The organism is Parapedobacter lycopersici (genome assembly GCF_024643285.1).
Lineage (GTDB): Bacteria > Bacteroidota > Bacteroidia > Sphingobacteriales > Sphingobacteriaceae > Parapedobacter > Parapedobacter lycopersici.
Genome location: NZ_JAMSLW010000004.1, coordinates 180,614 through 194,586 on the forward strand (window position 1 = coordinate 180,614; position 13,973 = coordinate 194,586).

General features: G+C 45.4%; 12 protein-coding genes. 2 read left to right on the forward strand and 10 right to left on the reverse strand.

Features of this window, described 5'->3' with window-relative positions; all coding sequences use genetic code 11:
* Positions 1-365: 365 nt before the first annotated feature.
* From NEV57_RS10010 to NEV57_RS10055, 10 genes are all read right to left on the reverse strand, one after another.
* Complete coding sequence (locus NEV57_RS10010; protein WP_257658185.1) at positions 366-1,112, reverse strand: sugar transferase; 747 nt, start codon at positions 1,110-1,112, stop codon at positions 366-368.
* 165 nt (positions 1,113-1,277) lie between these two features.
* Positions 1,278-2,198, reverse strand: coding sequence for a glycosyltransferase family 2 protein (locus NEV57_RS10015; protein WP_257658186.1), 921 nt, complete (start codon positions 2,196-2,198; stop codon positions 1,278-1,280).
* A 19-nt stretch (positions 2,199-2,217) separates the two neighbouring features.
* Positions 2,218-3,954 carry a right-handed parallel beta-helix repeat-containing protein gene (locus NEV57_RS10020; RefSeq protein ID WP_257658187.1) on the reverse strand — a complete coding sequence of 579 codons (1,737 nt, stop codon included), beginning with the start codon at positions 3,952-3,954 and terminating at the stop codon, positions 2,218-2,220.
* 11 nt (positions 3,955-3,965) lie between these two features.
* A complete protein-coding gene (locus NEV57_RS10025; RefSeq protein WP_257658188.1) occupies positions 3,966-4,958 on the reverse strand; it encodes a glycosyltransferase family 4 protein in 993 nt (330 codons plus the stop codon).
* Entirely contained in the window at positions 4,955-6,142 is a 1,188-nt protein-coding gene (locus tag NEV57_RS10030; RefSeq protein WP_257658189.1) for an O-antigen ligase family protein, read from the reverse strand. Before NEV57_RS10030 ends, NEV57_RS10025 begins: the two co-directional genes overlap by 4 nt.
* A 5-nt stretch (positions 6,143-6,147) precedes the next feature.
* Entirely contained in the window at positions 6,148-7,341 is a 1,194-nt protein-coding gene (locus NEV57_RS10035; protein ID WP_257658190.1) for a glycosyltransferase family 4 protein, read from the reverse strand.
* Positions 7,342-7,353: 12 nt separating this feature from the next.
* Positions 7,354-8,433 carry a glycosyltransferase gene (locus NEV57_RS10040; protein WP_257658191.1) on the reverse strand — a complete coding sequence of 360 codons (1,080 nt, stop codon included), beginning with the start codon at positions 8,431-8,433 and terminating at the stop codon, positions 7,354-7,356.
* Positions 8,434-8,439: 6 nt separating this feature from the next.
* A complete protein-coding gene (locus NEV57_RS10045) occupies positions 8,440-9,381 on the reverse strand; it encodes a glycosyltransferase family 2 protein (RefSeq protein ID WP_257658192.1) in 942 nt (313 codons plus the stop codon).
* Positions 9,381-10,934 (reverse strand): lipopolysaccharide biosynthesis protein, encoded by a 1,554-nt coding sequence (locus tag NEV57_RS10050; RefSeq protein ID WP_257658193.1) that lies wholly within the window; start codon positions 10,932-10,934, stop codon positions 9,381-9,383. Before NEV57_RS10050 ends, NEV57_RS10045 begins: the two co-directional genes overlap by 1 nt.
* A 490-nt stretch (positions 10,935-11,424) precedes the next feature.
* On the reverse strand, positions 11,425-11,712 hold the full coding sequence (locus tag NEV57_RS10055; RefSeq protein WP_257658194.1) for a YgaP family membrane protein: 288 nt from the start codon (positions 11,710-11,712) through the stop codon (positions 11,425-11,427).
* Between the two features lie 313 nt (positions 11,713-12,025).
* Between NEV57_RS10055 and NEV57_RS10060 the strand changes: the two genes are divergently transcribed.
* Together NEV57_RS10060 and NEV57_RS10065 are read left to right on the forward strand one after the other, a co-directional pair.
* Positions 12,026-12,631: a TetR/AcrR family transcriptional regulator gene (locus NEV57_RS10060; protein ID WP_257658195.1), complete on the forward strand. Its 606-nt coding sequence runs from the start codon at positions 12,026-12,028 to the stop codon at positions 12,629-12,631.
* Between the two features lie 54 nt (positions 12,632-12,685).
* Complete coding sequence (locus NEV57_RS10065; protein ID WP_257658196.1) at positions 12,686-13,957, forward strand: TolC family protein; 1,272 nt, start codon at positions 12,686-12,688, stop codon at positions 13,955-13,957.
* Positions 13,958-13,973 lie beyond the last annotated feature (16 nt).

Below are 13,973 nucleotides of genomic sequence, written 5' to 3' on the forward strand. Positions count from 1 at the left end.
AACAAATGGCATCTTTATTGTAGCCGCTTTTCCTATAAACAACAATAAAAGAGATGCTTAACAAACCCATCAACATAGGTGTCGCAAAGGGGGCGCAGAAGATAATGATCGAAACGAAAGGTAATAAAGTAATATCTATCATTTTCGATGTGGAGCATGACCAGCTGTTTATCTATCCAGATAACGCGACATCATCGGGGTTTAATACGGAAAACGTGGATATATTAAGCAATGGGTATTTGGTTTTAGACCTGAATTCCGCGAGCTGATACGTGGCGAAGCATCCGGCGAAGCATCCAGACTAAATGCAAAAAAATCAGCCAATTGACTGATTTTTTTGATTTTTCCTGATTTTACCGGTTCTTTTATTGACCTTTCCCCTGGGTCATTACCCTGACCGTCTGAAAAATAATATTCAAGTCTGCTCGAAGCCCCATTTTGGAAAGATATTCCAAATCAAAAACCATCCGGTCACACATTTGGTCGACGGTTTCCGCATACCCATACGTAACCTGTCCTATGGAAGTAATACCTGGTTTAATACGGAATAATTCCCGGTAGGCTGGAGCCCGTTTTGCTATTTCATTAATAAAATACTCCCGTTCAGGACGCGGCCCTACAACAGCCATATCGCCTTTTAACACATTCCAGAACTGTGGTAATTCATCCAGGTGGGTCCTGCGCATGAACCGGCCCCATTTTGTCACCCTCGGGTCGTGATCGGACGCCAATTGCGGACCGTTCTTTTCGGCATCGGGACGCATGCTCCTGAACTTATAGATAAAAAAAGGTCTTCCTTCCTTACCAATGCGTTCCTGCTTATAGAAAACCGGGCCACGTGACGTCAGCTTAGTGATGAGCATCAGTACCAAAAATACCGGAAGGCCAGCAATGATCACCAATGAAGAAAAAACAACATCAAATACCCGTTTAATGAATACAGTTTCCTGATGCACTAAAATCCGCTTTTTTATAGACTGCAGATTGACGCGGAAGGCTGGTTGATAAGTAAAGAAATCGTCAATGCTCCCCTGCAGCGATACCCCACCATGCAGTAACATATTGTTATCTCCGGGGTACGTTATTTCCTGTATTTGCTCTTCCCTTATCATAGTTCTTCAATAATTCAATACTGTTTCAACAACCAATAAAGTGCCATGTTTGTAAAAAGGCAATGAGCGTCCAAAATGGGCAGTAAGGGGGTTATAGTCGATAAAAACAGGGGGAAACGTGGGGAAAATTTCCACAATCAGGGCAACGCAAAGGTAGCTGGGAAATTACAATGACTTATCCCAATATCGCTTATGCATGGAAAAAGTACGTCGAAGGTTCAGGGGTAACATCCGGTACCGTAGTCCAAGTTGGTATCCGAACCATTTTGCAAAAAAAGAACAGCCGACTTTGGGTAATAACAGGGGGTTATGCCGACCAACGTAGTTGATCTCCGATTTCGCGTATTTCAGCCCTTCTCTATTGGCATGGCCGAAAGTATCAATGATCCAGGGTGTCAAACGATGGAAAACACCAATATCAAAATAACGTGCGAATTCCTGACCCAGAGTATAATCATGTGAATGGTATACACAGGCTGCCGCCGCGTAGGCGATCTTCCACCCTTTCCGCACCAGGTTGCCGGCGGTGATCACATCTTCGCCCATAATGGTGTTTTTCGGAAATCCGCCAACACTTTCGAAGGCGGTCCGGCGGTAAGCGGCAAATGAGTTGGAGCAAAAAATAGTTTTAACACCATACTGATCGGCATCGCGCAGTTGCCGTACATAGCCTTTTGGAGAATAGTTATATAAACGCGCATGCGCTTCGAGCACAGTAGCATCCGGATTGGGGAGCTGTCTACCATAGGCGATTCCGACTTCCGGATCGTCAAATACCTGGACAATATGAGTTAATGTATCGGCATTAGCCGGGACGGCATCCTGCGTAAAAAAAACATAAATATCCGCTTCCGGATACTGTTCAACAGCAAATTGGCGTGTCCCTCCGTGATCAAAATCGGCGCTGTCTACCCTAAGAACCTGAAAACCGGCATCCCGGGCCGCTGCCACGGTATTATCCGACGAACCCGAATCGACCAGTATGTTGCAATTTATTGGATAAGTTTGGCGATTCACCGCCTGTAGCACCGCTTTCCAGCGGCTTCCCGCATTGAATGTGGGGATGTATATATTAACCGTCGTCAAAATCAAAAATACATTGTGTTCATTCTTCAATGACTTCCACGGATCCGTAATCCGGATAACCGGTCACTATTTTTTCCCGCACAATCCGTGCGGTGCCCCTGCCGGTTAAGCGGATGGAGTTATCCTGTTTGCCCGCGCGATGTTCATTATTTTCCAGCAGCAGTCCATTCGGGTTACGACTCATAAACGTACGTTGCAGTTCGCCACCCGGCAACGCCACAAATGTATTGTTCGTTACTTTCATCCCTGGCGACCCATCGTCAAAAACACATGCGTTCCTGGATTCCACCATATTACTGTCGATCTGTACATGCCCGGCACTTTTGCGTGTCGTAATAGCCGACCCTCCCGTGCTGTGAATGCGGTTGTTCCGGATGGTGGTACTGGAAGCATTGACTACCAACAGTGCCCCCAAAGGATCTTCACTGTGCAGCGTATTGTTTTCGAACCGGATGTGACCAGACAAATTGAAATGGACCGGCCCGCTTTTAATCTGATTGCCGACAAAGACCAGTGAGTCTACCTGAATACCGGTAGGCAATGACACCCTGTTCACCGTATTTTGCTCTAAAAACAATGATTCGCCGTTTGCATTAGCCAATAATAGCAGGTTTCCGAAGGTACTTTGCCGCAGGTTGATATCCGCAAACCGGTGAACAATTTCGATCGTTCCGTCTGTATAATTATTGTTAAAATCAATCTCGCCGCAATTTTCAAGGTAGAGGGCAGGCCGGTTGTTCTTAACCGATCTGTTGTTGCGAATGACCACATCGCTTACATTAATCAGGGTGGCGATACCCGACCCATCAGGTGTGCTTTGCCCGTCGACAAACCCGTTATCTGTACTGTAATTAGATGCGATCAAGCCATTTATAGGTATCGCCTGGTGGGCTGTTCGATTGTTTATGTCAATTGCATCCGCAGCGTTGTATTCAAACCGGTTGTTGGTAATCGCGAAATCTTTTTCCAGCGCAGCGCTGCCAAAAGCGATTTGTATTGCACTCATGCCATTGTGATGGATACGGTTACGATCTACCGTCACTCCTGAAGTTGCATGTATAAAAATCCCGTTTTCCCCATTATGATGAATATTATTCTGGCTTAATGTTACGTATTCGCTGGCGAGTACACGGATTCCCGTTCCGGGTTGGTAACTGGACGCAGACTGCCTTGCTTTCCCATAATTACTGATTTCAGTATCGCTTACCCGGCAATTATTGCATTGATACAGCAAGATACCCGGGAACGACCGCAATTTCGAAGAATCACCAACGATGTAGCTGTTACGAATGCTGATGTTCTCGCTCGTTGACACATAAATAGCCTCGTTCATTGTTTCTGCACGAAAAGATAGATCGATGTCGGATACACGATGTGCCCTGATCAATGGCCATTTGGAGTGCTGCCGCTGAAGTGTATAATCTTCATCGTCTTTTGGTGTCAATTGCTTTAAGGTGCCTATCCCTTTTAGGTGAACATTGGAGCGCAGACGAATGGTCTGTATCAAGAATGTACCCTGTGGAATGACGACCGTATCTCCGGCATTAGCGGCATTAATGGCGGCCTGTATGGCCTTGGTGTCATCGGTGCGACCATCGCCTTCTGCACCATAATCACCTACATCTACGATTTGGCCAACTCCAGCTGCCTTTGCCACGTTGTTTACTCCACGTTGGTCACAACCAGCCATAAGTTGTCCCAGCACCATGACAGTAAAAAACACGGTTTTTGATAAAAACGCCAGCTGATAGCTCATGATTCGATATTTTAAGGTGTTGCCAAAATAGTGTCCCACGTTTTCATTGCCGTTTTATCCCAGGAAAACTCCGCCGCACGATGATAACCGAGCTGAACATAGTGCTGGTATATCGTTTTTTCATTTACCAGGGTTTCGATCCCATGTGTGATCGCTGAAACATTCTTCGGATCAACACACAGTGCGGCTCCCCCCGATATTTCCGGCAGCGCACTTGTACTTGCAGTAATTACCGGTGTACCGGAAGCCATAGATTCAATAACCGGTAAACCGAAACCTTCCATAAGCGAAACATACAGTGTCGCAAAGGCGCCTTTGTAAAGTGCAGGAAGATCCTGCTCGGGAATATATCCCAAAAAACGTACCCGATGCGCAATGCCAAGCTTGCCGATATGGACGGCTAATGCCGGTTCCGTTTCGCCCGAAAGAAAAAACATGAATTCATCAGGAATAACTGCACGGGCAAAGGCGCTTAACATAGCCAGCAGGTTTTTATTTTTCCGGCGGTTGCCCACATACAGAAAATAGGGACGGCCGCTAAAATATGCAACCGTATTTTCCCGGAAATTTTCGTCTACTCCATTGTAAATTACCGTAATTAAATGATCCGGTAGACCTAATAATTCAATGAGTTGCTGCTTACTGAAATGGGACACCGTAATGATCTGTTTTGCTTTTGCTGCACATCTGGCAATGACCTGCTTATAGTAAATCCGATGCCATTTCGTATAGTAAAATAAATGCATCAGGTCGTGTATGGTTAGCACAAATGGTATACGGCTATACAAGGGGGGCATAAACGAGGGGCTATAAAATACATCCGCCGGAGTTTTACGGATTTCATTGGCAAGTATTACTGGCGTCAGCATGTTCCCCAGTCCCACCTCAACCTGTATGAATGAGGGAACAACATGCACAGGCATGCGTGCCATTACTTCGCGATACAGTTTACCGATGCCGGTATCACCATCCCATCTTTTATCAATCAATATCCGTTTAATCATATCGCTATCACACGTTGTTCAACCTGTTTAAAGTTAATCGCCCGCGAACTTCCGAGCAGCAGAATTAACACCAGGTATAATATAATATCATTATCGTAGCCAGAATACAGGATCATCATGATGGCCAGTAACGGGGCAAAAGCGATCCACCAAAACGATTTCCCCGGCTGTTGTTTTAAACAAAAACGATAAAAGAAATAAAGGAATAAGCCATAGGAAAGTAGTCCGATGATGCCAAAATCCAAATAGCAACTCATGAATGTATTATGAATATGCGGCTCTCCATGGTAAAACCGTGCGTATTGGCTGAGAAAGGCGCTGCCGCTCATAAAACCATTCCCCAACGGGGAAATTTCTGTAAAATGTTCAATGAATGTTTTCCAATATTCCACCCGCACACCCATGCCGTCATTCGAAGCGGTTATCGTGTCTATCCGTATTACCTTTTGTGCAACGAAAGGTGTGGCCAAAAGTGCAACCACGACCAGCATTATTCGCCATCGAACAGAAAACACCAACCACAACAGACCGTAGACCCCAATGAGCAACGCGACTACCGGAGTCCGTGAAAGTGATAGCCAGGCCAACAGGAATACCAACAGGATCCGCCACCAAAGGATACGGTGTTGTCGGATTACCGGCACCAGTAAATAGATGAACCCCAGTAAGGCAATGCGTGCACCAAACATATTCTTATCAATCAACCCCCAGAAATAGAGCACCGGCCGGTATAGGGCACTGCCCTTGGCCGACGTAGAGCTACCAGCAATCCATTGGAAACCAGTTGCTTCGTGATAAACAAGCAGTTGAATGAGTGTCAACGCCAATACCACATGCAGCGTAAGATCAATACGGCGGATCAGGGCCGTATTATCCCGTTGCGTCACCCATCCAGCGGCAAAATAGAGGAAGCTAAAGTTTATCGGCAGCTTAAGAAAATTGATAATTTCGGTATGGTTTGCAGGTAAATCAGTCAAAAAAATCCATCCGGCGTAAGCAGTAAATAAAGCTAAAAAAAACACCCAGTAATGGCGTAGCAGCCTGGGTGTATCGATATAAAAGCATAATGCAGCCAGCAGAAAGACTAATGGATAAATTTTGATGGGGATAAAAACGGACACAATGGAAAAACAGCATAGTGCTTCAGCCATATTGCCTTTGTATTTTTCGATGATGTTATGCATCCGTTTTATTTCTTTATCGCTGCTTGTAATACCGCTTCATATTCGCCCGCCATCCGATCCGGATTAAGCAATGGTGCGATAGATTGCCTCGCACACTGAGAAAGCTGATTATACAATACATTATCCTGCCACAGCGTGGTTAACGCCTCACCGAGCGAATCGGGCTCGTTGGGCTCGCATAACAAACCGTTTACACCGTGGATAACCGTTTCTGGTAATCCACCACGGTTACTGGCTATAACGGGCAAATTATTTGCCAAACCCTCAACAGCAACCATACCAAGTGGCTCTTCCCAGCATGACGGCACTACAAGCAGGTCGATGCCTGCATAAAAATCCGCGGCGTCCACGTATCCGGCAAATGTGATGCGTGGGTCGGTCGCCACCAGGTTTTCCAGGTGGCGTACATATTCCGCCTGACCCCGGCCCGCAATATGCAGACTCCCCTCAATCCTGGACTTTCGAAACTGGGTGATTAACCACTCCACCCCTTTAATCAACGAGAGTGTGCCGATATAACCGATTTTCAGTGGTGAACCAGGTTCACGTTTACGCGTGCCGGAAGCGGTGGGGATACGGCGCGCATTATAAATGACATGGCGGGGTACTCCCGCAAAATACCCAGCGGCCGTAAACCGGTCCAGTATGTTTCGACTGATACCCACCACAGCACTTGCCTGCAGCGACCGACGCTCATGGCCGGTACGGAGCACGCGGCAACGGAAACATTGCCCGTGGCAGACCCCCTCTTCTTTATACATGTTGCTATTGGCACACATCAAATACATATCATGCAACACCTGAACGAATGGGATATTGGCCCTGGCAACTTCATCCCACACGGCGACAGACCAGCCGACCAGGTTATGGCACGATACCACATCCGGCCGCTCGATCTGGAGTACATGTTCAATATCCGACCCGATCGCAGCATTATATCGGTCGCGCAGGTGCCAAGCCAGTCGCCTGAACGCACCTGGACGTTCCTGCGAAAACGGCCAATAGTAGTTCCGCAAGCCAGCACGGTATACCCGGACACCGTCTACCTGTTCGCTGTGAATACCTTCCCGCGGTGCCAGGCTTAACACTGCTACATCGTGTCCTCTCGCCTGCATACTTTCCACGATTAATTTGAGGGAGATTTCCGCTCCTCCTGCCACATAAGGACTATACAGCACATTAATATAGAGTATTTTCATATCACGGATAGCCTATGTGGTCTTCATTACTTCTTTTCTGATCAATGCGCGATAAATATGGTCCAATTGCATGCCTATGGAGTGCCGGTCGTGTACTTTCTCAACATGATCATATAACCGGGTTCCCATTTCCTGCAACTTTAATGGATTTTCCTGTTTTAGTAACAGCGCTCCGGCAATTTGGTTGGTCAACGCTCCACGATGTTCCGCAGCATTTCCATATCGGTAATGAAATACCCTATCCTGCAACATGCCCAGGTCTGTGATGGTGCCGATTTCCGGGCATATCACGGTCTTTTTTAATGAAAACGCAAGGATAGCAGTCCCCGAATTCAAACTGCTTTCCAAATCATACGGAAGCACCAATACATCCGCTTTCGTGATCAAGCCTGCAAGTTTTTCATCAGGGATAAAATAAGGGAGGAGTTTCACATTCCCGGCTGATGCTGCTTGTTTCGCAACCTGTTTCTGATAAACCGGGTCAGTTGCCCGACCCGCGATAACCAGTTGTACTTCGTCATGAAATTGCTGGACAACCTCGATCAGCATTTCCAGATTTTTATACGGCTTTACCATACCCGTAAACAACAGGTGCAGCTGTGGAACAACTGGCGTTACCGGCGAAATAATATCACCATATACACCGATAAAATTAGGGTGTGGGATGTATACTGTCTTCCGGGCCCTTTTACTGTTGATGTTTGCGAGCATATGTTCCGATTGATGCGTATGGATAACAATCCGGCGGGTCCATCGCAGCAGAAAATACACTAGGATCCGACTAAAAAAAGCCTTTCCTTTTTCATGCGATGTACGGTTATGCATAGTCCACACCAGTGGTTTTCCACTTAGCCGGATGGCTATCAGCACAACCATTTTACGAAAGAAACTTTTTAATGCAGTAAAGAAATTGCTGTCGTCAATATTTTCAAACCAGTTTAGGTGTACCAGTCTGATGGACTTAAAATGCCCAAAACTGGAAAAAAAGTTGTCCAGGGCATGTATTCGATAACCTTTGGCCTTTAATTCATCTACTATTAAACGGATGTACTGGTTTTCACTATTGACGGGTGGGTTGAAAATAATATCCATGGCGATTTAATTTTGTTTTTTCCGTCCGATGGATTTTGCCACGGCTAGCAGCAGGTCGCGATAAGTCAATCCGAATGTTTTCCGGTTCTTTAGCCACATCCCTATTTTACGCACCGGGGACTCCCGCATGGAAAGCATCAACGTATATCGTTTCCGTTCCCGCATCAGCGCAACCTGTTGCGCTAACAGCGTATGGTAAACAATCGCTTCATCTGGATGTGGCTGATAAGTCTTTAAAAACTCGCTAAGCCACTGTGCGTATTGCATATTAGCCTGCATTTTCTCCAGATCATTGCCGGATGATGTGATGGAGAGGCTATTGCTTCTGTAATGAAAGAGTGGCTTATTGGTGTGAGCTATACCCTTTTCATGGGATGCAAGAAACGCCGTTATATCATCTGAACCCCAAGCCAGCGGTAATGAATAAAAACCTCCCCTTCGACGAAGTGCGTCTGTCCGATATACAAAATCAGAAATATATTGTGCGCGTAATTGACGCAGCCGGTGCCAAATACTATCGCACACCCGCTCGTAGGCCGGCCAGGCGGGAGTCAGTTCAATGGGTTGACCAGTTTCATCGATGACGACGCTCCGGCAATGGTAAACATCCAACTCCGGATTAACTGCTATCAGTTCGGAAAACACTTCCAGGTAATCCTGCCCCAGCCGATCATCGTCGCCCATAATCATCGTAAAAGCACCTTCAGCCAGAGAAAGGCACCTGTTCCAATTAGCGGTGAGCTGCGATGCCCCTACATTTTCCTCATTTTCAAAATAGCGGATACGGGTATCTGTAAACCCCTCAACAATCTGCCTCACCGGTTGGGGCGAACAATCATTTAAAATGATCAGTTCGAAATCGCCAACCGATTGCTGTAAAATGCTCTGGATGCATTCCGCTAAAAAGCGACTTTTATATGCTGGTATGCAAATCGAAAACTGGGGCATTATTTTTCACTAATTAGTACCCTTTTAAGGTAGTGGATATCCGCCATTTTAATAACAAACACAGACAGGTAAACGGCGTACAACAATACAAAAATAGCAGAATTCAAAATCAACAGGCCATATCCGGTGGGTGCTGGCAGGTATCCAGTCACATAACGGGTAACCAGCATGCACAGCCCACCCCCAATTGCCGCAGGAAGAAAGGCCTTTGTAAAAAGCCTGAAACCATCCAGCCTTAAAACCTTCGGAATATAATAAGCATAAAAAAATCCAATCTGCAGGACCATATACACCAGATAACCAATGACTGCCGCCCCTACCTGAAAACGTGTGGCGAACATCACGGTAATCGGCAGGGACAAGAGGCAGGCTGTAGCCGATGAATAAACCAAAAAGCGTGTTTTTCCTGTGGACAGCACCATACTGGCGACTGGTGTGTTGTGCATAGACAATAAAACCGTCAGCAGCCACAGCGACAGCCAGACGGTTAGGTGTCCATAATCATCGCCCATGTATAGCCGCAGGATGTCATTTGCATTCAATATCAACCCAAAGACCATCAAAGCCAGAAAAATGGAGATGTATTTCGTCGCTTCAAACATCAAGCGTTCTATCCGGTTATGATCGCCCTGCGCGTGGATTTTTGCGGACGATGGAAGCAATACCTGCATGAAAACTCCTCCAAACGCTACAATTAGCATGGCGATCGTCTGAATAACCCGATAATCAGTCAGCACTTCAGTGCCGTCAGCGAATTTAGCAAGCAGCAATGGCCGCAGGTTATTGGCGGTAAGCTGAAATAACCCCATGACAAAAATAGCCAAGCTATAATTCAATATCTCCTTAAATGCCGCACCATGCCATCTCGGTGTAATTAATGTGTGTACAGGTAGCTGAAAAACGCGTAGCCGCCAAATATAAAACGGGATGGGAATCAGTGTGGATAAGGTATAATATATAAAATAGGTAATCAATGACCATTGAAAATAAATAGCAAGCAGGGCTACTCCGAAATTAAATACACTGCTAAGCAACAGGACGCGATTGATATAACCGAGTTCATCCTTGGCACTTAGTAATTGTACGGCGACATTAGCAAGCCAGTTCAATACCGTTGAAAAGGCCAATATATACATGATCTCCCGGTATATTGGCACCTGGTTAGCGGTTATGTTGAATAAATCCGGACCAAAATCAGCCATCACCACAAATATGAATGCGTTAACTAGGCCAACCACGCCATAAAAAATGATACTGGACCGTGACACTGCTCCTACTTTCTCCAGTTCTCCACTTTCCACCCACATTGAAAAATACCGAACTGCGCCCACGTTAAACCCCAAATCCATGAGACGTAAATACGCGTTAAGCGAAAAAGCAAGTGCAATTAAGCCGTAATCTGCTTTACCATAAAAGCTGACCAAAATAGGTATGGTGATAAATTTGGCCAGGGCATCCGTGATTTTAGCCAGGATACCCCATATAGACCCCGAGAAAATCTGCCTTGTCCGATTGCCGGGCTTTATGGACAACTTATCATTCCCTGTTTGCATAGTTTAGCCGATAGTTCACCCGGATACTGACGCCCGGTGCTGATAATGCGCTGCGCTTGTATCGTTTGCCGACAGCGATGGTTTAACACGGCTGAACTGCAAACACCGTGCCTTATCGGTTATTTACAGCGCAAGGCGATTAGCTATATCGCTCCTTATGCGTTAAAACTGCACACGGTGTGGTATAAGAATTGAAACTATTACCTCTTAGATCGTCAAATTGCCGTGCTCCACCGCGAACGGACCCCATCATCGACGGCCGGTTTGTTGATTTTTTTCAGCAAAATGCTGATTTCCTCAGCAGCAACTTTCCAATGTTTAGCGAATCTCCGGACTGGAATAACCAATGTATTGAGATTCCGCATAGCGGAAATTAACTGAACATCAAAAATTGCTCGGTAACGAGTCGGCAAAAACTATGGATATCAATAATAGCGAAAGTGAATGGAACAGGTGGATGTGTAATAAGCCGAACTCGGGAAATATATATTTAGGGCTCTTCCACGATCTCTTCAATGATGGTGATTTCCCGGTGATTTACTGCATCAGTGACCGGGCAATATCCTGTTGCTCCACGCAAAATCAATGCGCTTCCCACAGCCAATTCCGCTAGCGCCGTTAATGGCCGCTTAAATATTAGAGTCATTCCTGTATAGCATACAAAAGCACCGGCTGCTACCGACAATACGCGTTCTGATTTCGCAATATTCCGGTTTTCATTCGCCTCAATGAGCCGTTCTTTAACATCTTCGAATATTTCTTTGGCTGTCGTATCCATGGTATTTTTAATAAATGATTCAGCATAGTTAACAATTGAAACCCGAACTTGTTTGAGCGCCCCTTGAGCAAAATAATATTCACCAATCCGGAATACAGTAGCGTGGTTATTCTTCTGACCTGGCCGAAAAAAGCAATCTATTTCACCGTTTTGGTTGAAAAGTGGTCATCGATTTACGAAATAGATCGATTGGCTTCAGTTACTGGATCCGGTGGCGTTGGGTTCATGATACGATTAACAGCACATAAAATTTAATCATATGATTAAAATACTTGGTTAAACAAAAACTCTTATTTACCTTTGCCTACAGTATATGGCAAAAACAAGTAAATCCGACCTCAGCACGGAAGAAAAGATAAAAGAAGCCGCGCGCAAGGTATTCACACAGAAAGGATATGCCGCCACGCGTACCCGGGATATCGCTGACGAGGCGGGCATTAACCTTGCGCTGTTAAATTATTATTTCCGCAGCAAGGAAAAGCTTTTTGAAATAATTATTCTGGAGAAAATGCATCTTTTACTCGGGCGGATTGCCCCCGTTTTAATGGATGAGAAGACGACAATTGAACAGAAAGTGGAACAGATAGCCGAACATTATATTGATACACTAATGGCCAACCCGGATATCCCGCTATTTGTGCTGGGCGAGATCAAGACAAATCCGGCTAAGTTTGCCACATTGATCAACACCAAAACCAAGATTGTCGATTCTGCATTTTTTAAACAGCTAAAAGCACGGCGTCCGGATGTAAACCCCATCCATTTTGTCTTCAACATATTGGGATTGATCATCTTTCCTTTTATAGGCAAGCCCCTGTTGCAACTGATTACCGGAGTCAAACCGGCGGAAATCCACATGTTAATGAATGAACGGAAAACCCACATTAAAATTTGGGTAGAAGCAATGTTAAACGCATAATCGTTTTTTTTATCCAAACGTTAATCAAATGATTAATTCAAAATAATAAACTGCATGATTAACTTTCGCTATATATCACTTAGTATTTGTAGCCTGATCGTTTACTATACAAGTGCCTTTGCGCAGACGCAATCGCTTTCGCTCGAGGAAACCCAGGCATTAGCCATAGCAAACTATCCAATGGTAAAGGAACGGAACCTGATTGCGCAAAGCAATGCTTACTCCATCGAAAAGGTAAATGCCGGTTACCTGCCACAACTCACCATTAATGGTCAGGCTACGTATCAGTCTGCGGTGACTCAAATCCCGTTGCAGTTACCCGGAATGGATATTCCCGAGCTGAGTAAGGACCAATATAAAATTTACGGAGAAGTAAATCAACTCCTGTACGACGGTGGGGCCACCAAACTCCAAAAAGACGCAATTGAAGTCAGTACCGATATTGAGAAGCAAGCCCTGGAAGTAGCACTGTATCAAATTAAGGAGCGCATTAATCAGCTATTTTTCGGCATTCTCCTCTTAAATGCGCAAATAGCCCAAAACGGGCTACTGAAAAGCGATGTGCAAGCTGGCTTGGATAAGATCAATGCCGCTATTGCAAACGGCATGGCGCTTAAAAGTAATGGCAGTTTATTGGAGGCCGAATTACTCAGGACCCAGCAGCAGGCCATTGAATTACAGGCTACACGCAAGGCCTATTTACAGATGCTCGGCTTATTTGTCAACCGACCGTTAAGCGAGCATACTGTACTGGAGAAACCCGAAGCCGCAGTCCCAACTCAGGGAATCAATCGGCCCGAACTCCTATGGTATAATCAACAGCAGCGCGGAGTCGAAATTGAGGACCGCATGCTTACTGTAAAAAATTTACCGAAACTGAGTTTATTTTTCCAGGGGGGTGCGGGGCGGCCTGCCTTAAACATGCTCAGTAATGATTTTGAGGCATATTACTACACTGGTATTCGATTATCCTTCCCACTGACCGGTTTTTATACATTAAAAAAAGAACGGGCATTACTTCATATTAAAACACAGCGTATCGAAACGAAGAAAGCGGCTTTTTTATTTGACACCAACCTGTCGCTCCATCAACAAAATGCAGAAGCAACAAAATACCAACAGCTCCTGAAAACAGACGATGCTATTATTATACTCCGAACTTCGGTTAAGCAGGCGGCACTCGCACAATTGGAGAATGGAGTAATCAATACAGCTGAATACATGCGTGAGGTCAATGCGGAGGACACTGCCAAACTTTCAAAAATCATGCATGAAATTCAATGGCTGGCTGCACAGTACCGCATAAAAAATATATCCGGAAACTGATCATATCAACATCACT